Genomic DNA, 22,044 nt, shown 5'->3' with positions numbered 1-22,044 from the left:
TCTCAGTGCGGATCACGATTCGTAGTGACGGGCCACGAGATCATCGAGCAGGCGCACGCCCCAGCCCGAGCCCCAGCTGCGGTTGAACTCGGTGGCGGGCGAGGACATGGCGGTGCCGGCGATGTCCAGATGCGCCCACGGCACGTCGCCGACAAAGCGCTGGATGAACTGAGCAGCGGTGATCGAGCCGCCAAAGCGCCCGCCCGTGTTCTTCATGTCGGCGAACTTCGAATCGATCAGCTTGTCGTACTCGGCGGAAAGCGGCAGGCGCCACACTTTCTCGCCCGTCGTCAGCCCCGAATCCGTGAGTCGCTCGGCCAGCGTGTCGTTGTTCGAGAACAGACCCGCATGCTCGGTGCCAAGCGCGACGATGATGGCGCCGGTGAGCGTGGCAAGGTCAACCATGAATTGCGGCTTGAACCGCTCCTTCGCGTACCAGAGCACGTCGCCGAGCACGAGCCGGCCTTCGGCATCGGTGTTGATGATTTCGATGGTCTGGCCCGACATGGAGGTGACGATGTCGCCCGGCCGCTGCGCCTTGCCGTCGGGCATGTTCTCGACGAGGCCGATGAGGCCGACCACATTGGCCTTGGCCTTGCGGCTGGCCAGCGCATGCATCAGGCCGACGACGCAGGCGGCACCCGCCATGTCGCCCTTCATGTCCTCCATGCCAGCGGCCTGCTTGATGGAAATGCCGCCGGTGTCGAACACCACGCCCTTGCCGACGAAGGCCACCGGCGCCTCGTCCGCCTTGCCGCCGTTCCACCGCATCACGACGACGCGGCTCTCCTCGCCAGAGCCCTGGCCAACGCCGAGCAGCGCGCCCATACCGAGCTTCTTCAGATCCTTCTCGCCCAGTACCTCGACATCCACGCCCACCTTGGCGAGGTCGCCCGCGCGCTTGGCGAATTCGGTCGGGGTAAGCACATTGGCAGGCTCGTTCACCAGATCGCGGGCGATCACCACACCCTCGCCGATGCCCTCGCGCTTCTTCCACGCGCGCTTCGCGGCGGAATCGTCCGTTATATAGAGAGTCACTTTCGGCTTCGCGGTCGCCTCGTCCGGCTTCTTCTTCGTCTTATAGCGGTCGAAGGCGTAGGCGCGCAGGCGCAGGCCAAGCGCCAGTTCGGCCGCCGCATCGCCCGGCACTTCGCCACCCGGCAGCGCGAGGATGACGCTCACATCCTTCGCCCCTGCCGGCAGGCGGCCCATGATGGCTCCGCCCAGCTTCAGCCAATCGAACGCCTTGAGGTCGGCGGCCTTGCCAACGCCCATGACGAGGAGGCGTGAAGCGTCGAGACCAGCCGGCGCCAGAAGATCAATCCCCTTGCCGGACTTGCCGGTGAAGCGCTCCGCCTGCATCGCGCTCGTCAGTTGAGCCGCAGCGGGAGCGAGCAGCGCCTCGACCGACCCGGCGAAGGCGGGCGCGTCCCCTTCCACGGGCTCGGCGGCGAGAACGACGACAAGCCCTTCCAGGCGGGCCGGGAGCTTGGCAAAACTGATCTTCACATGGTCGGGCATCGGGGCACCTTGAGTTGTCGCGGCTCGGTTCGTTTCTCTTTAGCCGAATGAGCGACAGGGCACGAGCCTCAAACGGGCCGTGCGGGGGACGTGGCTCCGCCCGATTTGCGCCGGAAGGCCTAGGCAATTATGCATCGTGCACAAGCATGGCCACGCCGGGGCAGCGGGCAATCGTCGACAGGGATCAGGATAGCCGCTGGATGAACCGCCTGGACCGCTATGTGTTCCGATCGGCCGTGACCGCGTTTCTCGGGACGCTGCTCGTGCTGACCGCCATGATCTGGGTGACGCAGGCCCTGCGTGAACTCGACATCATGACGACGCAGGGCCAGACAATCCTCGCCTTCATCCTCATCACGGCCCTCGCCCTCCCCGCTCTTATCCTCGGCCTAGCGCCAGCGGCGCTGTTCATGGCGGTCGCGCAGACGCTCTTCCGCATGAACAGCGATTCCGAAATCGTAGTGGCGAGCGCGGCCGGCATCTCGACCTGGCGATTCCTACGTCCGCTGGTGATTCTGGCGCTGCTTGTGGCGGCGGGGTGCGCGGCGCTGTCGATGGAACTCGTTCCGGCGGCAATGCGCCAGTTCCGCTATGAGATCACCCGCGTGCGCGCCGATGTGGTCGCCTTCATCGCCCAGCCCGGCCGCTTCACCACACTGTCCCAAGGCATGGTGTTCCATGTGCGCGAGCGCAACGCCAATGGCGTGCTGGGCGGCATCTTCATCAATGACGCGCGCGATCCCAAGCAGGTGAACACCTATCTCGCCGAACGCGGACAGGTGATCGACTCGGCCGAAGGCACGTTCCTCGTACTCGAAGATGGCGCGATCCACCGGCGCACGCCCGGAAAGCCCGACAGCAATGTCGTCGAATTCCAGCGCTATGCCTTCGATCTCTCGCCGTTCACCACGAGCGGCGAGACCACGGTCTATCGGGCACCGGAGAGACCGTTCGCCGACCTCTGGAACCCGGACCCCAAGGACATCGTCGTGCGGCTCGAAGGCACGGGCCGCTTCACCGAGGAATTGCACCGCAGGCTCTCGCTGCCATTTTACGTGCTGGCCTTCTTCGCCATTGCCTGCGCCGCCCTTGCAGAACCGCGCACGACGCGCGAGGGACGCGGCCTCGCACTGGCGGGCACCGCGCCCTTCATCATCTTCCTGCAGGTGACGAGCTTCGGATTGATCAACCAGGTTCGCAGCGAGCCGGCCCTGATTCCGGTCGTCTACCTCGTGCCAATCCTGTTCATCCTCGGAGCGATGGCCTCGCTGAGCGGGCGTTTCAAGCCGCGGATGCCGGAAGCGATTCGCATCCGGATCGACCGTCTTGCCCAGCGTGTCGCACGCGCTACCGTGAACTGAGCCGCCGATGCGTCACCGAAATACCACTACCCGCACCGGAGCGGCGGCATGATCGGCCCCACGCTGGGATTCTATTTCGGGCGCCGGTTCATCTCGGCGGTGATGGGCATCTTCCTCGGCTGCGCCAGCCTGATCATGCTCATCGACCTGCTCGAACTCTCCCGCCGCGTGGGCGAGCGCGATGTCGACTTCGGCACGCTGCTGCTGCTGGTGTTCTACCGCATGCCGTTCTTCACTGAGCAGTTGCTGCCCTTCGCCGTACTGTTCGGTGCGATAGGCACGTTCCTCACATTGTCACGTCGGCTGGAACTCGTCGTCGCGCGCGCGGCCGGCATTTCGGCCTGGCAGTTCATCGCCCCGGCGGCACTGATCGCGGTGGCGCTCGGCACGTTTTCCACAACCGTCTACAATCCGATGTCCGCCGTCTTCAAGGAGCGCGCGAGCCGTTTGGAGGCGGAGATTTTCAACCGCCAGACCGGTCTCTTCTCCGCCGGTCGCAGCGGCTTCTGGCTGCGCCAGCAGAGCGTCGACGGGCAGGCTATCATCCAGGCGGCCGCGACCAGCGATGGCGGGCGCGAACTGACCAGCGTCAACGTGTTCCTGTTTGACGACAAGGACAAGCTCCTGGAGCGCATCGAAGCCCGGCGCGCTATCCTTGATCCCGGCGCCTGGCGGCTGGAAAATGCGCACGTATTAACTCCGGCAATAGGTTTGCAGGAGTACGACGTCTACATGCTGGCCACCAATCTCACCCCGAACCAGGTTCAGGAATCGCTGCAAAGCGAGACCGTCCCGTTCTGGGATCTCCCGGCCGCCATCGACGCGGCGACACGGGTGGGATTTGGGGCTGAACGCTACCGGCTGCAGTATCAAAGCCTCCTCGCCAGACCCGCGCTGTTGCTGGCGATGGTGCTCATTGCGGCTTCGGTAAGCCTGCGCGTGTTCCGGTTCGGCGGCATCGGCCAGACGATTCTCGGTGGCGTCGCCGCCGGCTTTCTGCTTTATGTTTTCACCAAGCTCGCCGAGGATCTCGGTGAGGCCGGGATTGTGCATCCCATTATCGCAGCGTGGTTTCCAGCGGTCGTAGGGGCATTGATGGGTATTCTCATCCTGCTTCACCGGGAGGACGGATGAAGGTCGGCACTGCACTAGCCGGCCAGGCAGATTCGGCGATCCCGCGACTGAAACGTCGCCTGCGTCAGTCTGCCTGCGCGTTTGTGTTCAGCTCCGTTGCGTTGGCCGCCCTCGGCCCAGCGTCGCCTGCGTTTGCCCAGATGACGGCTGCCCAGCCCACGGCGGCCCAAACCTCGCCCCAGCCGTCGGCCGCCCAGCCGGCAGGCTTGGCGGGCGGCCTGGTCACACGCCAGACCGATCCCAACGCCAAGATGCTGGTGACGGCCGACCAGCTCGTCTACGACAACACCCGCAACGAGGTGATCGCTGACGGCAACGTCCAGATTTATTACGACGGCGCCGTGCTGGAGGCGCGACGGGTCGTTTATGACCGCAACGCCAACCGACTGCGTGCGGAAGGCGGCGTCCGCCTGAAGGACAAGGACGGCACCGTCATCGCCGCCGACAATCTCGATCTGTCACAGGACTTCAGCAACGGTTTTGTCAATTCTCTGCGCATTGATTCGCCGCAGGACATGCATTTCGTGGCCTCCCGCGCGGATCGCGAGAATGGCGACACCACGATCCTGACGAGCGGCGCCTACACGCCGTGCGAACCTTGTAAGGAGAACCCGCAGAAGCCGCCCATGTGGCAGGTTAAGGCGGCGAAGATCATCCATAAGGAAAAAGAGCAGACGATCTATTTCGAGGACGCCCGGCTCGAATTCCTGGGCATCCCGATCGCGTGGGCTCCCTATCTCGAAGCGCCCGATCCGACGGTGAAGCGGAAGTCCGGCTTCCTGATTCCGCAATTCGTGAACACGTCCGAGATCGGCTTCGGCGCCACCATTCCGTATTTCTGGAACATCGCGCCCAATATGGACGTGACGTTCTCGCCGCTCATCGTCTCCAAGCAGGGCGTGCTGCTCGACGCCGAGTTCCGGCACCGGCTGGAGACCGGCACCTACAGCATCCGCGCCGCCGGCATCGACCAGATGGACAGGGACGCGTTCAATGGTCAGCCCGGCGATCGCGACCAGCGCGGCGTGTTCGAGACGCATGGCCGCTTTAATATCAACGAGAATTGGTACTGGGGCTGGGACGGCTGGCTGATGTCAGACCAGACCTTCCTCCAGGACTACAACCTCATCAGCGCGACCACGCGCGAGGTCACCTCGCAGATCTACCTGGTCGGCCAGGGCGACCGGTCCTATTTCGACCTTCGGGCGATGTATTTCACCGGCCTCACCTCCTATGACGTCGAGGCTCAGCAGCCGGTGATCCATCCGGTGCTTGACTACAGCAAGACGCTTGGCAATTCCGTGTTCGGCGGCCAGCTCAGCTATGACGTGAACTTCACCAGCCTGACGCGCGACGAGATCGATCTGCGCGCCACCTCGGCCGCCTACGCGCCGCTCCTTCCCACGCTGTACGATGGCCCGACCAATCAGTGCGATCTGACCCGCGTTGCCGCAGCCGGCGCAGACGTTCGTGATGCGTGCCTGATGCGCGGCATGGTTGGCAGCTATAGCCGCCTGTCCGGCGTGGTCGACTGGCGCCGCACCTTCATCGACCAGGCCGGCCAGACCTGGACCCCGTTCTTCAACATGCAGCTCGACGTCGCCTCGGTGCAGGCCCAGGCGGAAGACGAGCCCTGGCTCGGCACCGGTGGCGACACGCAGCTGGTGCGCGCCATGCCCGCCGTCGGCCTGGAATACCGCTACCCCTTCATCGCGGTGCAGAGCTGGGGCACGCAGACCATCGAGCCAATCGCTCAGGTCATCGTCCGCCCGGACGAAACCCATATCGGCCAGTTGCCGAACGAAGACGCCCAGAGCCTGATCTTCGACGACACCAACCTGTTCGAGATCAACAAATATTCCGGCTATGACCGCGTCGAAGGCGGTGGCCGCGCCAATGTCGGCATCCAGTACACCGCCAACTTCAACGACGGCGGCCAGATCAATGCTCTGTTCGGGCAGTCCTACCAGCTGTTCGGCACCAACTCCTACGCCAATTACGATATGGCGAACACGGGTGCTGAATCCGGCCTTGAGGACGACGCCTCCGACTATGTGGCGCGGCTCTATTACCAGCCGACGGATAGCTTCTCGCTCGTCAACCGGTTCCGCTTCAACAACACCGACTGGTCGGTCGAACGTTACGAGGTCGAAGGTCGGGCCGTCATCAACAAGAAGCTGACGGTTTCCGCCCTGTACGGCCTCTACACCGCCCAGCCGCTGCTCGGCTATTACGAGGAACGCGAGGGCATCCTCGGTACGGGCACGCTGAAGCTGAACGACAATTGGAGCCTGCAGGCGGCCGCCCGCTACAATCTCAATCTCGACGAGATCGATTTCACCCTGTTCGGCATCTCCTATATCGATGAGTGCTTCGGTATCGCGCTGAGCTATCGCTCGGACTACACGGAGAGCGGAAACCGACAGCGCGTGGACACGGTGCTGCTCACCTTCACGTTGAAAACGCTGGGTGAAGCGGGCTTCTCGACCAATGTCGGTTCGAACAGCAGCAGCAATTGAGCGGCGGGGTCGCATTGACGCCACATCCGCCGACAAGAACAGCGGGCGAGCGTTCGGCGGAATGTACCGAGCGTCAGTGTGATCGTCAGGATGGAGAGAAAATGCGGGCAGGGTCTTTGATACGGGATGGCTGGCATGCCAGTCGTCATCGGGTCGTCGGCCCGTTCGTTCGCGCGCTCCTTTTCGGCTGCGCGCTCTTCGCTTGCTCGCCGCTCCTGCCGGCGCCCGCGCAGGCCCAGCAGATACTGGTGCTCGTGCAGGGCCAGCCGATTACGAGCTTCGATGTCGCCCAGCGCATTAAGCTCGCCCAGCTCACCGAGCGGCAGACGCTGACGCAGAAGCAGGCGCTTGAAGACCTGATCGACGAGCGCCTCAAGATCGTCACCGCCGAGCGCTTCGGCGTCACGGCGGACAAGGACGAAGTCGACAAGATGTTCGCCCGCATGGGCAGCCGCAGCGGGCGTACGCCCGAGCAGCTGACCCAGGCCTTGGCGCAGTCCGGCCTCGACGCCGGCATGCTCAAGACCAAGATGCGCGCCGACTATGTCTGGAACAACTATGTGCGCGGCCGCTTCTCGTCGGTCGCCACCATCCGGGATTCGGACGTCTTCGCGGCGCTTCAATCGAAGGGTGAGGACCTGACCCGTGCCCAGCGCACCACGGAGTATACCGTGCGCCAGATCGTCCTCGTGGTCGGGCGCACCGCCAACCCCGGCGAGCGGTCCCAGCGCATGGCGGAAGCCAACACCCTGCGCAAGCAGTTCACCGATTGCGAGGCCGGCGTCCAGACGGCGCGCGGCATGCGCGAGACGGTCGTCCGCGATCCCGTCATTCGCACCTCGGCCGATATGAGCGCGCCCGTGCGCAAGATCATGGACGAGACGCCGGTCGGCCAATTGACCGCCCCGGAAGTCACCCGCGCCGGCATCGAGATGATCGCCATCTGCAACCGACGCGAGGTGGTCGGTGAAAGCGCGCAGAAGCGCGAGGTCCGCGCCGACCTTGAGAACAAGCAGTTCGAAGCGGTATCGCGCAAGCTCCTCGACGATGCGCGCAAATCCGCCATGATCCAGTACCGCTGAGCGGCGCATGACACCCCCGCCCGCTCTGGCGCTCACTGTGGGCGAGCCGGCCGGCATCGGCCCTGACATTACCCTCGCGGCCTGGCTGACGCGCCAGGAACGCGCCTTGCCGGCGTTCTTCGCCATCGGCGATGCGGCGGTGCTGCGCCGACGGGCCGTCGTGCTCGGCCTCGACGTGCCGGTGCGCGAATGCGCCCCGGAGGAGGCCGCCGCCCTCTTTCCAGATGCGCTTCCGATCGTGAGCGCGGGGCCGGCCGTTACCGCCGCGCCGGGCCATCCGGATGAAACCAGCGCGCCGGCCGCCCGCGCGGCGATCGATGACGCCGTGGCCCTGGTGAAGGCGGGACGTGCGACGGCCGTGGTGACCAATCCGATCTCGAAGGCGGTGCTTTACGCCGACGGCTTCGCCTTTCCCGGCCACACCGAGTATCTCGCGCATCTCGCCGGCACGCCGGCGCCGCGCCCCGTCATGATGATCTGGTCGCCGGAACTCGCCGTCATTCCTGCCACGATCCATGTGCCGCTCGCCGATGTGCCGCGCCTGCTGACGCGCGAATTGATCATCGAGACCGCCCGCATCACCGCCCATGATCTCAGGCACCGCTTCGGCATCGAGGCGCCTCGCCTCGCCATTTGCGGGCTTAATCCGCATGCGGGCGAAGAAGGCACGCTGGGGCGCGAGGATGAGGAGGTTACCCGTCCGGCGGTCGAAGCGTTGCGGCAGGAGGGAATCGACGCGCGCGGACCGCTTCCGGCCGACACGCTGTTCCATGCAGCCGCCCGCGCCACCTATGACGCCGCCATTGGCGCCTATCACGACCAGGTGCTGGCGCCGGCCAAGGCGCTGGCCTTCGATCGCGCGGTCAATGTGACTCTGGGCCTGCCTTTCGTGCGGACCTCGCCCGACCATGGCACGGCCTTCGCTCTCGCCGGAACGGGGCGGGCCGACCCGTCCAGCCTGATAGAGGCGCTGCGGCTGGCGCACCGGCTCAGCGCGCGCGACGCGGCTCGGGCAGAGCGCTGAGGCGAGGCGATGACCATCGACAACCTGCCGCCGCTGCGTGACGTTATCCGGGAGCACGGCCTCTCGGCGCTGAAGTCACTCGGGCAGAACTTTCTGCTCGATCTCAACCTCACCTCGAAGATTGCCCGCACCGCTGGCCGCCTCGAGGATTTGACCGTGATCGAGGTCGGCCCCGGTCCGGGCGGCCTGACCCGGGCGATCCTGGCGTTGGGCGCGCGGCGCGTGATCGCCATCGAGCGCGATACACGTTGCGTCGCGGCACTGGGCGCGGTCGCCGCGCACTATCCCGGCCGGCTGGAGGTGATTGAGGGCGACGCGCTGGAGACCGACTATCGCGCCCTCCTCGCCCCGGGGGAACGCGCCGTCATCATCGCCAACCTTCCCTATAATGTTGGCACGCCACTGCTTGTCGGCTGGCTGTCCGCCGATCCCTGGCCGCCCTGGTATGAGAGCCTGACGCTGATGTTCCAGCGCGAGGTTGCCGAGCGCATCGTCGCTGCGCCGGGTGATGATCATTATGGGCGCCTCGCCGTGCTGACCGGTTGGCGGGCACAGGCGCATATCGCCTTCGACGTGCCGCCTTCCGCCTTCGTGCCGCCGCCGAAGGTCACGTCCTCCGTGGTGCATATCGTGCCGCGCAAGGCCCCCCTGCCCTGTGCGCTGAACGCACTGGAGCGCGTCACCGAGGCCGGCTTCGGCCAGCGCCGGAAGATGCTGCGGCAGAGCCTCAAGGGCCTGGGCGTGGACACTGGCGCTCTTCTGGAGGCTGCCGGCATCGCCCCGACGGAACGGGCCGAGCGGGTGACGGTCGAGGGTTTTGTCGCCCTTGCCAATGCCTGGGTGGCGATGCGGCACGCCGGGCGGGAGTGAGCGCGGCCGCCCGCGCTCTTCCGTTGTTATTCCACCAATTCGGCGAGCTCGCGGTCCAGCCGCTCGATCACCGGCTCAAGGCCAGGTTGGCGTTCGCGCCGCAGACGCTCGGCGAGCAGGATGTTGCGCAGATTGGCGAAGGTCGAATTGAGGTCCGCATTGACCAGCACATAATTGTAATCGCGCCAATGCGCGATCTCGGTACGGGCGTTGCGCAGCCGCTTCTCGATCACGCCGGAGGCATCCTCGGCGCGCCGCTCAAGCCGGGTCTTCAGCTCGGCTGCCGAGGGGGGCAGGATAAACACGCCGACAATATCCTGGCGCATCTTCTCATAGAGCTGCTCGGCGCCCTGATAGTCGATATCGAACAGCACATCCCGACCGGCGGACAGCGCGGCTTCCACCGGTTCGCGCGGCGTGCCGTAGAAGTTTCCGTGTACCTCCGCCCATTCCAGGAGGTCACCGGCATCACGCAGCCGCTCGAAACGCTCGCGGGTGAGGAAGTGGTAATGCACACCCTCGACTTCGCTCGGCCGCCGCCCCCGCGTCGTCACCGACACGGAGAGATAGATGTCGGGATTCTGTTCCAGAAGCAGGCGGGCCAGCGTCGACTTTCCAGCCCCGGAGGGGGAAGAAAGGATAAGCATCAGCCCCCGCCGCCCGCCAATGGCGGCGCCTGGGGTCGCGGCGTTCTCGTTGGTGTCGCTCACCCTGTCCCTCACTCGATGTTCTGAACCTGTTCGCGGAACTGCTCGACCACGCCTTTCAACTCCAGCCCAATGGCTGTCAGCGAGACGTCATTGGCCTTGGAGCAGAGCGTATTGGTTTCACGGTTGAATTCCTGCGCAAGAAAATCGAGCCGGCGGCCGATGGCGCCACCTTCTCCCAGCATGGCCCGCGCCGCCGCCACATGGGTCACAAGCCGGTCAAGCTCCTCGCGCACATCCACCTTGGAGGCTATCATCAGCGCCTCCTGATGCAGGCGGTCGGGGTCGAAATTGGCGCCGGTATCCATCAGCACGCGAATCTGGTCGGCCAGCTTCGCCCGGATGGCCTCCGGCCGCCGAGCGGGATTGGCCTCGGCGGCAGCTGTGAGCCTGGCAATCGCGTCGAGGCGATCGCCCAGCACGATCGCCAGCGCCGCGCCCTCCTGCACCCGCATGGCGGCGAGATCGGCCAGCGCCTGCTCGAAGCCGGAAATGATGGCCGTCTCCAGCGCCGCCCGCGCGTCGTCGCTTTCCTGTGCCTCGCTGATTTCAAGCACGCCCTTCAAACCGAGGAGGCTTTCCAGTTGAACAGGGGGCGCGCCGAGATCCTCGGCCACGCGCCGCACCGATTGTGCGATGCTGCGCAACACGGCCTCATTGACGCGCACGCTAACCTCGGGATCCGAGCGCGTGAGCGACAGATTGGCATTCACGTTCCCGCGTGCGAGGACGCGAGCCGCGCTCTGCCGCAGGCCGTTCTCAAGCCCCTCCCAGCCGCCCGGAAGCCGCAGCCGAACGTCGAGGCCCTTGCCATTGACGGATTTGAGCTCCCAGGCCCAGCTCCAGGCACCGCTGGTGCCCTGCGCGCGTGCGAACCCCGTCATGCTGGCCAGCGTCATGCCTTCCCCCTGCCCCGTCCCCAGACGGCGGGCGGACCATAACGGCGGGCGCTTCCGGCCTCAAGCCGGCAAAGGCCCCTCACCGGCTCAGTCGACGGGAGTGGCGCCCGTCGTGCCCGACGTGCCGGCCGGCTGCGCCGCCGGATCGACCTTGCGCTCGCGCTCGATCTGCCGCCAGCGCGCGACGTTCTTGTTGTGCTGGTCGAGCGTCGGGGCGAAGGCGTGCCCGCCGGTGCCGTCGGCGACGAAGTAGAGATTATCGCTCTTGGCGGGACGCGCTGTCGCTTCCAGCGAGGCGCGACCGGGATTGCCGATGGGTCCCGGAGGCAGAGCGGGGATCGTGTAGGTGTTGAACGGCGTCGGGGTGGTGATGTCGGTACGGGTCAGCGCCCGCTCCAGCCGGCCTTTGCCCCGCACCAGACCATAAATGATCGTCGGGTCCGACTGCAGCCGCATCTTCTTGTTCAGCCGGTTGATGAAGACGGATGCCACCTGCGCCCGCTCCTCGGGAACGCCGGTTTCCTTCTCGACGATGGAGGCGAGGATCACCAGTTCTTGCGGCGATTTCAGCGGGAGATCGGGGTCACGCTTCTCCCAGATTTCCTTCAAGGCGGCATCTTGCGTGCGCGCCATGCGGCGCAGGAGATCCTCGCGCGACGTGCCGCGCGTGATCTTGTAGGTGTCCGGCATAAGGCTACCCTCGCGCGGCACTTGACGCACGCTGCCGGACAATTCCTCCACCGCCAGCACCCGCTCGACGATCTGGTCGCTGGTGAGCCCCTCAGGGATGGTGACGACATATTCGATCACCTTGCCCGACACGATGGTGTTCAGCACCTGCTGGATGGAGGAGCCGGCGGCGAAGGCATATTCGCCGGCCTTGAGCTTGCTGGAGGCGCGCGTGCCTGCTGCCGCACCGACGAACACCCATTTGTCGTCGATCACCCCCTGCTTGAGCAGGAGATCGGCAATGTCCATCAAGCCATAGTCATTGGGGATGATGACCGCCTTCTCCTGGGCCAGCGGACCGGGCGCGTAATAGCGCGTCTTGCCGATCCACAGCGCGCCGCCGCCAAGGACAATGGCGACAATGAGCAGGGTGAACACCATGCTGCCGGCGACGACGAGCGGATGATTCGCACGACGCGACGCCCGATGCCGGTCGCGCTCCTTGCCGGGGGGCGTGGGAGCGGCAGCGCCGTTAGGCGTCGGAGAAGTCGGATCGGTCATCGGATGCCTCGCCTCGCGTTCGCGGGCAGCGCAACGCACTGGCAGACTACCCGGAAAAATGGCGAAAGCGGGAAAGCGACCACTCCAGGGCGCCGCTCACCCGCCGTTTGCCGGTCTCGCTCAGTTCGCGTAGCGCTTGAACACGACGGACGCGTTGGTGCCGCCGAAGCCGAAAGAGTTCGACAGCGCGTACTCGATCTCACGCTTGCGCGGCGTGTGCGGCACAAGGTCGATCGGTGTGTCGATCGAGGGATTGTCGAGATTGATCGTCGCCGGGGCGATCTGGTCGCGGATAGCGAGCAGGGAGAAAATCGCCTCCACTGCGCCCGCCGCGCCGAGCAGATGACCGATGGCCGACTTGGTCGACGACATCGAGACCTTGGCGGCGTTATTACCCAGCAGGCGCTGGACCGCGCCGAGTTCGATCTCGTCCGCCATAGTCGAGGTGCCATGGGCGTTGATGTAGTCGATCTCGGCGGCAGTGATGCCCGCACGCTTCAGCGCCGCGCTCATGCAGCGGAACGCTCCGTCGCCGTCCTCGGACGGCGCGGTGATGTGGTAGGCGTCGCCCGACAGGCCGTAGCCGACGATCTCGCCGTAAATCTTGGCGCCGCGCGCCAGAGCGTGATCGAGCGCCTCGACCACGACAACGCCGGCGCCTTCACCCATGACGAAGCCGTCACGGTCCTTGTCATAGGGGCGCGAGGCCTTCTCGGGCGTGTCGTTATAGCTGGTGGACAGCGCACGGCAGGCTGCGAAGCCGGCCAAACCGAGACGGCTGATCGAGGATTCGGTGCCGCCCGCCACCATCACATCGGCATCACCGAAGGCAACCAGGCGGGACGCATCGCCAATGGCATGCGCGCCGGTGGAGCAGGCGGTGACGACGGCATGATTCGGGCCCTTGAGGCCGTGCTCGATGGAGACATAGCCCCCGGCGAGATTGATGAGGCGGCCGGGAATGAAGAAGGGGGAAACGCGACGCGGGCCACGTTCCTGCATCAGCAGCGCGGTCTCGGCGATGCCCTGAAGCCCGCCAATGCCGGAGCCGATCATCACGCCGGTGGCGCACTGGTCGTCATAGGAAGCGGGATGCCAGTCGGCATCATCCAGAGCCTGACGCGCCGCAGCCATCGCATAGACGATGAAATCGTCGACCTTGCGCTGCTCTTTCGGCTCCATCCACTGATCGGGATTGAACGTGCCGTCGGAGCCATCGCCGCGGGGTAGCTGACAGGCAATCTTGGCCGGGAGGTCAGAGACATCGAAGCTCTCGACGCGACGGGCCCCGCTCTGTCCGGCAAGCAGACGCTGCCAAGTGATCTCGACACCGCATCCGAGCGGCGTCACCATGCCGAGGCCGGTAACGACGACGCGCCTCATCCGATATCTCCGGAAACGTCACACCAGTGTGCGCCGCGACGGACAAGCCGCCGCAGCGCGCGAGAGCAGCCCTCAGGCCGCGTTCTTTTCCAGGAAGCTGATCGCGTCGCCGACGGTCAGGATCGTCTCGGCGGCGTCGTCGGGAATCTCGCAGTTGAAGGCTTCTTCAAAGGCCATGACCAGCTCGACAGTGTCGAGGCTGTCAGCGCCGAGGTCGTCGATGAAGCTCGCATTCTCGGTAACCTTCTCGGGCTCGACGCCCAGATGCTCGGCTACAATCTTCTTCACGCGCTCGGCAATATCGCTCATCGGTTCACCCTCGTCCGTATCCGGAGGTTGCTACGTTGTACCATTTGGCCCCCGCGCGAACGCGGCTTTGGCGGCCTGCTTTTTTGCCCCGATTACAGGATGTCCCGAACGATTCCGCAATGGAAATGCGGTGTTCAACCCTGTGAGCCGAGGCGGCTGTTAGCACACTTCAAACGCCAAAACCAGCACCGTTAAGGTCCGGTTAAAGGCGCTTGGGCGGGCCTCGTCAGATCATGGCCATCCCGCCATTCACATGCAGCGTCTGGCCGGTGACATAGCCGGCCTCGGCGGATGCGAGATAGACGGTGGCAGCGGCAATATCCTCGGGCGAACCCAGCCGTGCGGCCGGGACGGCGGAGAGAATCGCCTGCTTCTGCTTGTCGTTCAGCACGTCGGTCATCGGCGTGGCGATGAAGCCCGGCGCGATGCAGTTCACCGTCACGCCGCGCGCTGCCACTTCCTTGGCGAGCGCCTTGGACATGCCGATCATGCCGGCCTTGGCGGCGGCATAATTGCCCTGGCCGGCATTGCCGGTCACCCCGACCACCGAGGTGATGCCGATGATGCGGCCGGTGCGCCGGCGCATCATCGAGCGGGCGGCGGCGCGGGTGAGACGGAAACCGGCGGTGAGGTTCACCGCGATCACCGTGTCCCACATCTCGTCGGTAAGGCGCACGAACAGGCCATCGCGGGTGATGCCGGCATTGTTGACGAGAATGTCCAGCTCGCCCATGGCCTCCTCGGCCTGCGGTACCAGCTGCTCCACCTGCTCGATGTTCGAGAGGTCGCAGGGCAGCACATGCGTGCGCTCGCCCATCTCGGCGGCCAGCGCCTCCAGCACCTCGCGCCGCGTGCCCGACAGTGCCACCGTCGCGCCCTGCGCGTGCAGCGCCTTGGCGATGGCGCCACCGATCCCGCCCGTGGCGCCGGTGACGAGCGCCGTCTTCCCGGTCAGATCGAACATGGGAAACTCCTGAATTGCTGTCTCAAGCCTGGGCTGCGGAAGCGGCGTAGGCGGCAACATCCTCGGGCGCGCCAACGCTTGTCGCTGCCACCTGGCGGGCGATACGCTTGGTGAGGCCGGAAAGCACCTTGCCAGTTCCCACCTCGACCAGCCGGTTCACGCCCTGCTCTGCCATGAACGCGACGGATTCGCGCCAGCGCACCGTGCTCGTCACCTGCTGGACCAGCAGAGCGCGAATATCATCCGGCGCGTTGACAGGCGCGGCGGTGACGTTGGCGACAAGAGGCACCTTCGGCGCCCGCACCTCCACGCCTGCTAGTGCGTCGCGCATGGCGTCGGCGGCGGAGGCGATGAGACGGCAGTGGAAGGGAGCGGAAACCGTGAGCGGAATCGCGCGTGAGGCGCCCTCGCGCTTGGCGATCTCGCAGGCGCGCTCGACCGCGGCCGCATTGCCGGAGACGACCACCTGACCGGGCGCGTTGTCGTTGGCGATGTCGCAAACCTCGCCCTGCGCCGCTTCGGCGGCAATGGCGGCCACCTTATCGAAGTCGAGACCCAGGATCGCCGCCATGGCACCCGTCCCCACCGGGGTCGCTGCCTGCATCGCGGTGCCGCGCAGGCGCAGCAGGCGCGCCGTATCGGCAATGCAAAGCGAACCGGCGGCGGCAAGCGCCGAGTATTCGCCCAGCGAGTGTCCAGCGACGAAGGCCGCGTCCCGGGCGAGGTCCAGCCCCGCCTCGGTTTCCAGGACGCGGAGCGCGGCGAGCGAAGCGGCCATCAGCGCGGGCTGGGTGTTCGCGGTCAGCGTCAGCGTCTCGATCGGACCGTCCCACATCACGGCGGAGAGCTTCTCGCCAAGCGCGGCGTCCACTTCCTCGAACACGGCGCGCGCAACCGGGAACTGGTGGGCGAGGGCCTTGCCCATGCCGACGGCCTGGCTGCCCTGACCGGGGAAAACGAACGCGATGCTCATGACGTTGGAAGAACCTATACGCTGAGAATTGGCGGGCGCAGGAACAACGCCCTGCGTTACATGTCAAGTTGCAGCGGCGCGGCCCTGTGGGCAGACGTGCGATTCCTGCCGGCTCGACGGCACGCTATTCTGTGGGCGGCGGTGCCGATGTCCGGAGCGACGCGATGCCGCCACGCCTCGCGTATATAGAGTGTGGCGGGGGCGCACGGATGGGGAGCGCGGCGCAAAGCCCGCCTCTCCTCTCCCCGCGCCTTGATTTCCCGCGTTTTTCGCGTATAAGCCCGCGCACTGTCAGTCCCGGCCGGGGGCTGAACGGACGGTTGCGCATGGCCTTTTGGCGCTGCGCAGCAGTGAATCCGCGGATTCGCGTCGTCCCGTGTCCCCGCCTTCGAGAATATTCGAGCCTTTCCGGGCTCGAAGGGCTCGGCGTCGGGATGATGGCCGCAATAGTGCGGAACATATGGAAAGGCATGAACATGGCTCTTTACGAGCACGTGTTCCTCGCGCGCCAGGATGTGACGGCGCAGCAGGTCGAGGAACTGACGACACGCTTCAAGGGCGTGATTGAGGCGAATGGCGGCACGGTCTCCAAGACCGAATACTGGGGCGTGAAGACGCTCACCTACCGCGTCCGCAAGAACCGCAAGGCGCATTTCTCGCTGTTGAACATCGACGCCCCCCCGGCCGCCGTGGCCGAGATGGAGCGCCAGATGCGCATCGACGAGGACATCCTGCGCTACCTCACCGTCCGGGTCGAGGAGCTTGAGGAAGGCCAGTCGGTCATGCTGCAGAAGCGCGACCGTGATGACCGCGGCGACCGCGGTTTCGGTGACCGCGGCTTCGGCGGCGATCGCGGCTTTGGTGGTGGCGGACGCGGCTTCGGCGGCGATCGTGGCGACCGCGGCCCGCGCCGTGACCGTGAAGAAGCTCCGGCCAACGTGGAGACTGAGTGATGGCTTTCGGTGGCACCGGCGGCGCAGCCGCGAACTCCTCGGGCGCTCGTCGCCCCTTCTTCCGCCGTCGCAAGACCTGCCCGTTCTCCGGCGCCAACGCGCCGAAGATCGACTACAAGGACGTGCGTCTGCTGCAGCGCTACATTTCCGAGCGCGGCAAGATCGTTCCCTCGCGCATCACGGCCGTGTCGGCCAAGAAGCAGCGCGAACTGGCCCAGGCGATCAAGCGCGCGCGCTTCCTCGGCCTTCTGCCCTTCGTGATCCGCTGATCGCGTGACGTTTCCGTCCCCGGCCATGGCCGGGGACATTTTCTGAACCCCATTTCCGACAGGTCGCCGGCCTTCCGGGGATCTTGGCTGGGACGGACGATGATCCGCCCCTAACCGCTAAAGGCGGGACAGCGCGTCGATGATACAGAACTGGCTCATAGCGCTCGGCGCCGGCGCGGCGTCCGCTCTTCTCGTGGCGACCGTCTCCACGGGCAGCCCGCTTGCGCTCCCGCTGTTCTATCTCGCCCCCCTGCCCGTCCTCATTGTCGGCCTCGGCTGGACGCACGTTTCCGCGCTGGTTGCCACATCGGCGGCGGCCGTCGCCATCGGCGTGTTCTTCGGCCTTGAACTGCTGACCGCGTATGTCGCAGGCGTAGGCCTGCCGGCCTATGTGCTGGCCTATCTCGCGCTGATGGCCCGCGAGCCGCAGCCGGGCGCGCCGCTGGAATGGTTCCCGGTTGGGCGCATCGTCCTTGCCTCCGGCATTCTTGGCTGCCTCGCTGTAGCGGCACTGATCCCGCTCGTGGCCGGTAGTGTCGAAGGCTATCAGGCCGCTCTGCGCGCGCTGTTCCAGGCGATGTTCGAGGAGACGCCGGGCGCCGGCGGAGCAGATTTGGAGCGGATGATCGACCTTCTGGTCCTCATCATGCCGCCGGCCGCCGCTGTCGTGACCATGGTGACGCAGATCGGCAATCTGTGGCTGGCCGCCCATGCCGCTCGTCTCTCCGGCCGGCTTATGCGCCCCTGGCCCGATCTCGCGGCTATTTCGGTGCCGCGTCCGGTCGCCGTCGTGCTCGTGGGCGCGTTCATCGCCGCCAATCTGGCAGGTGGTTTCGTCGGCCTGCTGTCGCAGTTGCTCGCCTCCACCCTGGTCATGGTGTTCGCCTTCATCGGGCTGGCCGTCATCCACTGGATCACGCGGGGTGCCGCCGGCCGCGCCCTGGTGATCGCCACGGTCTGGATCGCGGCGCTGGCCCTGGGCTGGCCCTTCGCCATCCTCGCCCTGCTCGGCCTCGCGGAAACGCTGTTCGGCGTGCGCTACCGGTTCCGCCGGGGCGGGCCGCCCGGACGCCCGCCGGCCGCCAACGACATCTGAATTTCCCACCTTTCCGCATTGACGCATTGAATGGAGAACTAAAATGGAAGTCATTCTGCTTGAGCGTGTCGCCAAGCTCGGCCAGATGGGCGAAGTCGTCCGCGTCCGCGACGGCTATGCCCGCAATTTCCTTCTGCCCTCGGGCAAGGCGCTGCGCGCCACCAAGGAGAACAAGGGTCGCTTCGAGTCGATGAAGGCCCAGCTCGAAGCCCGCAACCTCGAACTCAAGTCCGAGGCGGCGAAGGTCGGCGAGAGCCTCAAGGGCACCGAGGTCGTTCTCGTCCGCCAGGCTGGCGAGACGGGCTATCTCTATGGCTCGGTGTCGACCCGCGACATCGCCGACGCACTGACCGCTGCCGGCTTCTCCGTGGAGCGCCGCCAGATCGTCCTCAACCACCCGATCAAGACCATCGGCGTGCATGAGGTGCCGGTCACCCTCCACCCGGAGGTCGAGGTTACGGTTCGCGCCAATGTCGCCCGCAGCCCCGAGGAAGCGCAGCGCCAGTCGCGCGGCGAGGATCTCAGCGTCGTGCGCGATGACGAGGACGAGGAAGAGTTCCTGGAAGAGGCCGCTGCCGAAGACGGCGACGACGCTGAAGCCGAACAGGCCTGATACTTTACCTTGCGTTATCGGCGTAAAGTCGAAGCCCGGCCAGCATTGGCCGGGCTTTTTTGCATAGCGGGAGCTGTTCAGGTGGTTGCGAGGCTCGGAAGCTTGTGATGCAATGATCGGCAGATAAACCACATGCCCAGCGCATGGGCAGGCAGTCTTCGTGCGGAGACGGGCCTATTCGCGTTGTCTTCGCCGGCTGCCCGTACTTTGGGATTGGCCGATGGAACGGTTGCTCGCCAAGGTCCTCGCGCGCATTGTGCGCCGTGGCTCCCTCTCCGTGGTCTTCGCCTCCGGCGATTACGCCGTATTCGGGGATGGCAGCGGACCACCCCTCACGGTGCGCTTCACCTCTCATGCCTGGCAGCGCCAGATCGTCCTCGATCCCGAATTGAGCTTCGGCGAGGCCTATATGGAAGGCGGCATGGTGGTTGAGCAGGGCGACATCGCCGAGGTGCTCGCGCTGCTGATGGCGCAGGTCGGCCTTGAGGTGCCCAGCGCCAGCGCGCAGTTCTTCCTGCGGCTGCGCTTTTTGTTCCGGCGCCTCGCCCAGTTCAACCCGCCGGACCGTTCGCAGAAGAACGTCGCCCATCATTACGATCTCGATGGCCGGCTCTATGCACTGTTCCTCGACGCCGACCGGCAATATTCCTGCGCTTATTTCGAGACGCCCGACCAGTCGCTGGACGATGCCCAACTGGCCAAGAAGCGCCATATCGCCGCCAAGCTGCTGTTTGATCGGCCGGGTCTTTCCGCGCTCGACATTGGCTGCGGTTGGGGCGGCATGGGGCTTTACCTCGCCGCCCATGCGGGAGCGAAGGTCACCGGAGTGACGCTGTCGCAGGAACAGCATGGCGTTGCGAGGTGCCGCGCCGAGGAACGGGGCCTCGCCGGGCGGGCCGATTTCCGCCTGCAGGATTATCGCGACGTGGAAGGCCCGTTCGACCGCATCGTCTCGGTCGGCATGTTCGAGCATGTCGGCGTCGGCCATTACGAGGAGTATTTCGCCAAGGTGGCGGGGCTCATGAAGGAGGACGGCGTCGCCCTCATCCATTCGATCGGCCGCTCGGAAGGCCCCGGCATCACCAATCCCTGGATCGCCAAATACATCTTCCCCGGTGGCTATATCCCTGCCCTCTCCGAGGTGCTGCCGGCGATCGAGAAGGCGGGGCTGCTCGTCACCGATATCGAAATCCTGCGCCTGCATTATGCCGAGACGCTGAAAGCCTGGCGGGAGCGTTTCCTCGCCCATCGCGAGGAGGTGGAGCGACTCTACGATGCGCGCTTCGTGCGGATGTTCGAGTTCTACCTCGCCTCGTCCGAGATGGCTTTCCGCCATCAGGGGATGATGGTGTTCCAGGTGCAGCTGGCCAAACGCGAGGGCGTAGTGCCGATGACGCGCAGCTATATCGCGCAGGGCGAAGCGGCGCTGCGGGGCATAGAGAACCAGAACCGGCCCGGTCTGCGATTGGCTGGTGAGTAGCTAGAAACCTCTGACCGCCGGCCGGGAGCCGGCGGAATCCCGTCAAGCGAGATTCGGCTTTCCACAGGCGCTCCACAGGACAAAATAGGCCGCGCGCGATTCGCCCCGGACATCTGCCCGGTGCGGCGTTAGCTGTGGCGTCGACCCACCTGCACCCGGAACAGCCATGCTCGATTCTCCGAACCGCCCACCGGCGGAGACCGATGCGTCCTATCGCACCGCCCCGCACAATATCGAGGCCGAACAGGCGCTGCTGGGGGCGATCCTCGTCAACAACGAGGCCTTCTACCGCGTGTCCGACTTTCTGGAGCCGCGGCACTTCTTCGAGCCCATCCATGTCGCCATCTTCGAGACGGCGGCCGCGCTGATCCGTGCCGGCAAGGTGGCGACGCCGGTGACGCTGAAGACCTTTCTGCCGGCCGATTTCGACGCCGGCGGGCTGACAGCGCCGCAATATCTCGCCCGCCTTGCGGCGGAAGCGACGACGATCATCAATGCCGAGGATTACGGCCGCACCATTTACGACCTCTCGGTGCGGCGCGATCTTATCCAGATCGGCGAGGAGATCGTCAACGAGGCCTATGAGGCCCCGATCGACGCCACACCGCAGGAGCAGATCGAGGAAGCGGAGAAGCGGCTCTACGAGCTGGCCGAAACCGGCCGCTATGATGGCGGTTTCATGCGCTTCAACGACGCGCTGAAGGAAGCCGTCGACATGGCGAGCCGCGCCTTCCAGCGCGACGGCCACCTGTCCGGCACCGCCTCGGGCCTCGACGATCTCGACCAGATGATGGGCGGGCTGCAGCCCTCCGACCTCATCATCCTCGCCGGCCGTCCGGCGATGGGTAAAACCTCGCTGGCCACCAACATCGCCTTCAACGTCGCGGCGGCCTACACATCGGAAACCCTGCCCGACGGCTCGATCCGCGCGGTGGATGGCGGCGTGGTCGGCTTCTTCTCGCTGGAAATGTCGGCGGAGCAGCTCGCCACCCGTATTCTCGCCGAGCAGGCCGAGATCGCCTCCTACAAGATCCGGCGCGGCGACATTTCCGAGCACGAATTCGACAAGCTCGCCAGCTGCGCCCAGATGATGCAGACGATCCCGCTCTATATCGACGATACCGGCGGCATCTCCATCGCCCAGCTGCGTGCCCGCGCCCGGAGGCTGAAGCGCCAGCGCGGTCTCGATTTCATGGTGGTGGACTATCTCCAGCTGCTCACCGGCTCGTCCAAGAGCTCATCGCAGGGCCGCGTACAGGAGATCACCGAGATCACCACCGGCCTGAAGGCGCTGGCGAAGGAACTCGGCGTGCCGATCATGGCGCTCTCGCAGCTCTCGCGTCAGGTCGAGGCCCGCGACGACAAGCGTCCGCAATTGTCCGATCTTCGCGAATCCGGCTCGATCGAGCAGGATGCCGACGTGGTGATGTTCGTGTTCCGTGAGGAATACTACCTCAAGGGCCGCGAGCCGAAGGAAGGCACCGAGGAATGGTTCAAGTGGGACCAGGATATGAAGGCAGCGCAAGGCATCGCTGAAGTCATCATCGGCAAGCAGCGCCACGGACCGACCGGCACGGTGAAGGTCTCGTTCGAGCCGCAGTTCACCCGCTTCTCCAATCTGGTGCAGTCGGACCGGCTGCCTGAGCCGTGAGCGCCC

20 protein-coding genes are annotated in these 22,044 nt (G+C 65.7%); 12 read left to right on the top strand and 8 right to left on the bottom strand.

Going from position 1 to position 22,044, the window contains the following annotated elements:
- Positions 1-12 precede the first annotated feature (12 nt).
- Positions 13-1,521, bottom strand: a complete 1,509-nt coding sequence (locus ACO07Z_RS02690) for a leucyl aminopeptidase (protein ID WP_421697283.1) — start codon at positions 1,519-1,521, stop codon at positions 13-15.
- A gap of 200 nt (positions 1,522-1,721) precedes the next feature.
- Here ACO07Z_RS02690 and lptF point away from each other — a divergent pair, with 200 nt between their 5' ends.
- The 6 genes from lptF to rsmA all read left to right on the top strand — a co-directional run bounded on the left by lptF (position 1,722) and on the right by rsmA (position 9,511).
- Positions 1,722-2,882, top strand: a complete 1,161-nt coding sequence (gene lptF, locus ACO07Z_RS02685; RefSeq protein ID WP_421697282.1) for an LPS export ABC transporter permease LptF — start codon at positions 1,722-1,724, stop codon at positions 2,880-2,882.
- A 48-nt stretch (positions 2,883-2,930) separates the two neighbouring features.
- Positions 2,931-4,016, top strand: coding sequence for an LPS export ABC transporter permease LptG (gene lptG / locus ACO07Z_RS02680; RefSeq protein WP_244377278.1), 1,086 nt, complete (start codon positions 2,931-2,933; stop codon positions 4,014-4,016).
- Between the two features lie 206 nt (positions 4,017-4,222).
- A complete protein-coding gene (locus tag ACO07Z_RS02675) occupies positions 4,223-6,535 on the top strand; it encodes an LPS-assembly protein LptD (RefSeq protein WP_421697281.1) in 2,313 nt (770 codons plus the stop codon).
- Complete coding sequence (locus ACO07Z_RS02670; protein WP_421697280.1) at positions 6,532-7,617, top strand: peptidylprolyl isomerase; 1,086 nt, start codon at positions 6,532-6,534, stop codon at positions 7,615-7,617. Before ACO07Z_RS02675 ends, ACO07Z_RS02670 begins: the two co-directional genes overlap by 4 nt.
- A gap of 7 nt (positions 7,618-7,624) precedes the next feature.
- Positions 7,625-8,641, top strand: a complete 1,017-nt coding sequence (pdxA, locus tag ACO07Z_RS02665) for a 4-hydroxythreonine-4-phosphate dehydrogenase PdxA (protein ID WP_421697279.1) — start codon at positions 7,625-7,627, stop codon at positions 8,639-8,641.
- Between the two features lie 9 nt (positions 8,642-8,650).
- Entirely contained in the window at positions 8,651-9,511 is an 861-nt protein-coding gene (gene rsmA / locus ACO07Z_RS02660) for a 16S rRNA (adenine(1518)-N(6)/adenine(1519)-N(6))-dimethyltransferase RsmA (protein ID WP_421697278.1), read from the top strand.
- Between the two features lie 26 nt (positions 9,512-9,537).
- Here the strand turns inward: rsmA and gmk are convergent, their stop codons facing one another.
- The 7 genes from gmk to fabD all read right to left on the bottom strand — a co-directional run bounded on the left by gmk (position 9,538) and on the right by fabD (position 15,976).
- The gene (gmk, locus tag ACO07Z_RS02655) at positions 9,538-10,158 is read right to left on the bottom strand and encodes a guanylate kinase (protein ID WP_244450918.1); all 621 of its coding nucleotides are present in this window, start codon (positions 10,156-10,158) and stop codon (positions 9,538-9,540) included.
- A gap of 71 nt (positions 10,159-10,229) precedes the next feature.
- Positions 10,230-11,117 carry a YicC/YloC family endoribonuclease gene (locus ACO07Z_RS02650; RefSeq protein ID WP_421697277.1) on the bottom strand — a complete coding sequence of 296 codons (888 nt, stop codon included), beginning with the start codon at positions 11,115-11,117 and terminating at the stop codon, positions 10,230-10,232.
- A gap of 87 nt (positions 11,118-11,204) precedes the next feature.
- On the bottom strand, positions 11,205-12,347 hold the full coding sequence (mltG, locus tag ACO07Z_RS02645) for an endolytic transglycosylase MltG (protein ID WP_421697276.1): 1,143 nt from the start codon (positions 12,345-12,347) through the stop codon (positions 11,205-11,207).
- A 120-nt stretch (positions 12,348-12,467) separates the two neighbouring features.
- Positions 12,468-13,730, bottom strand: coding sequence for a beta-ketoacyl-ACP synthase II (gene fabF / locus ACO07Z_RS02640; RefSeq protein ID WP_421697275.1), 1,263 nt, complete (start codon positions 13,728-13,730; stop codon positions 12,468-12,470).
- A 72-nt stretch (positions 13,731-13,802) separates the two neighbouring features.
- The gene (locus ACO07Z_RS02635; RefSeq protein WP_244377295.1) at positions 13,803-14,039 is read right to left on the bottom strand and encodes an acyl carrier protein; all 237 of its coding nucleotides are present in this window, start codon (positions 14,037-14,039) and stop codon (positions 13,803-13,805) included.
- 226 nt (positions 14,040-14,265) lie between these two features.
- Positions 14,266-15,003 (bottom strand): 3-oxoacyl-[acyl-carrier-protein] reductase, encoded by a 738-nt coding sequence (gene fabG / locus ACO07Z_RS02630; protein ID WP_421697274.1) that lies wholly within the window; start codon positions 15,001-15,003, stop codon positions 14,266-14,268.
- 22 nt (positions 15,004-15,025) lie between these two features.
- Positions 15,026-15,976, bottom strand: coding sequence for an ACP S-malonyltransferase (gene fabD / locus ACO07Z_RS02625; RefSeq protein ID WP_421697273.1), 951 nt, complete (start codon positions 15,974-15,976; stop codon positions 15,026-15,028).
- Between the two features lie 476 nt (positions 15,977-16,452).
- Between fabD and rpsF the strand changes: the two genes are divergently transcribed.
- The 6 genes from rpsF (at position 16,453) to ACO07Z_RS02595 (ending at position 22,038) form a co-directional block, all read left to right on the top strand.
- Positions 16,453-16,929, top strand: a complete 477-nt coding sequence (rpsF, locus tag ACO07Z_RS02620) for a 30S ribosomal protein S6 (protein WP_421697870.1) — start codon at positions 16,453-16,455, stop codon at positions 16,927-16,929.
- Positions 16,929-17,198, top strand: a complete 270-nt coding sequence (gene rpsR, locus ACO07Z_RS02615; RefSeq protein WP_244377301.1) for a 30S ribosomal protein S18 — start codon at positions 16,929-16,931, stop codon at positions 17,196-17,198. Before rpsF ends, rpsR begins: the two co-directional genes overlap by 1 nt.
- 139 nt (positions 17,199-17,337) lie before the next feature.
- On the top strand, positions 17,338-18,294 hold the full coding sequence (locus ACO07Z_RS02610) for a DUF2232 domain-containing protein (RefSeq protein ID WP_421697272.1): 957 nt from the start codon (positions 17,338-17,340) through the stop codon (positions 18,292-18,294).
- Between the two features lie 43 nt (positions 18,295-18,337).
- Positions 18,338-18,907: a 50S ribosomal protein L9 gene (rplI, locus tag ACO07Z_RS02605; protein WP_307020165.1), complete on the top strand. Its 570-nt coding sequence runs from the start codon at positions 18,338-18,340 to the stop codon at positions 18,905-18,907.
- Positions 18,908-19,127: 220 nt separating this feature from the next.
- Positions 19,128-20,387, top strand: a complete 1,260-nt coding sequence (locus ACO07Z_RS02600) for a class I SAM-dependent methyltransferase (protein WP_421697271.1) — start codon at positions 19,128-19,130, stop codon at positions 20,385-20,387.
- Between the two features lie 166 nt (positions 20,388-20,553).
- The gene (locus ACO07Z_RS02595; protein ID WP_244377309.1) at positions 20,554-22,038 is read left to right on the top strand and encodes a replicative DNA helicase; all 1,485 of its coding nucleotides are present in this window, start codon (positions 20,554-20,556) and stop codon (positions 22,036-22,038) included.
- Positions 22,039-22,044 lie beyond the last annotated feature (6 nt).

The sequence above is a fragment of the Ancylobacter sp. genome (assembly GCF_965229075.1).
In the GTDB taxonomy this organism is placed as follows: domain Bacteria; phylum Pseudomonadota; class Alphaproteobacteria; order Rhizobiales; family Xanthobacteraceae; genus Ancylobacter.
This window is presented reverse-complemented; position numbering and strand designations above follow the sequence as displayed.

Excerpts from the sequence above, each read along its gene's own strand:
- rpsF (WP_421697870.1), top strand. The coding sequence starts at position 16,453 with ATGGCTCTTTACGAGCACGTGTTCCTCGCGCGCCAGGATGTGACGGCG.
- rpsR (WP_244377301.1), top strand. The coding sequence starts at position 16,929 with ATGGCTTTCGGTGGCACCGGCGGCGCAGCCGCGAACTCCTCGGGCGCT.
- mltG (WP_421697276.1), bottom strand. The coding sequence starts at position 12,347 with ATGACCGATCCGACTTCTCCGACGCCTAACGGCGCTGCCGCTCCCACG.
- gmk (WP_244450918.1), bottom strand. The coding sequence starts at position 10,158 with ATGCTTATCCTTTCTTCCCCCTCCGGGGCTGGAAAGTCGACGCTGGCC.
- lptF (WP_421697282.1), top strand. The coding sequence starts at position 1,722 with ATGAACCGCCTGGACCGCTATGTGTTCCGATCGGCCGTGACCGCGTTT.
- ACO07Z_RS02650 (WP_421697277.1), bottom strand. The coding sequence starts at position 11,117 with ATGACGCTGGCCAGCATGACGGGGTTCGCACGCGCGCAGGGCACCAGC.
- ACO07Z_RS02610 (WP_421697272.1), top strand. The coding sequence starts at position 17,338 with ATGATACAGAACTGGCTCATAGCGCTCGGCGCCGGCGCGGCGTCCGCT.
- ACO07Z_RS02690 (WP_421697283.1), bottom strand. The coding sequence starts at position 1,521 with ATGCCCGACCATGTGAAGATCAGTTTTGCCAAGCTCCCGGCCCGCCTG.
- rplI (WP_307020165.1), top strand. The coding sequence starts at position 18,338 with ATGGAAGTCATTCTGCTTGAGCGTGTCGCCAAGCTCGGCCAGATGGGC.
- ACO07Z_RS02635 (WP_244377295.1), bottom strand. The coding sequence starts at position 14,039 with ATGAGCGATATTGCCGAGCGCGTGAAGAAGATTGTAGCCGAGCATCTG.
- pdxA (WP_421697279.1), top strand. The coding sequence starts at position 7,625 with ATGACACCCCCGCCCGCTCTGGCGCTCACTGTGGGCGAGCCGGCCGGC.
- fabG (WP_421697274.1), bottom strand. The coding sequence starts at position 15,003 with ATGTTCGATCTGACCGGGAAGACGGCGCTCGTCACCGGCGCCACGGGC.
- fabF (WP_421697275.1), bottom strand. The coding sequence starts at position 13,730 with ATGAGGCGCGTCGTCGTTACCGGCCTCGGCATGGTGACGCCGCTCGGA.
- lptG (WP_244377278.1), top strand. The coding sequence starts at position 2,931 with ATGATCGGCCCCACGCTGGGATTCTATTTCGGGCGCCGGTTCATCTCG.
- fabD (WP_421697273.1), bottom strand. The coding sequence starts at position 15,976 with ATGAGCATCGCGTTCGTTTTCCCCGGTCAGGGCAGCCAGGCCGTCGGC.
- ACO07Z_RS02600 (WP_421697271.1), top strand. The coding sequence starts at position 19,128 with ATGGAACGGTTGCTCGCCAAGGTCCTCGCGCGCATTGTGCGCCGTGGC.
- rsmA (WP_421697278.1), top strand. The coding sequence starts at position 8,651 with ATGACCATCGACAACCTGCCGCCGCTGCGTGACGTTATCCGGGAGCAC.
- ACO07Z_RS02595 (WP_244377309.1), top strand. The coding sequence starts at position 20,554 with ATGCTCGATTCTCCGAACCGCCCACCGGCGGAGACCGATGCGTCCTAT.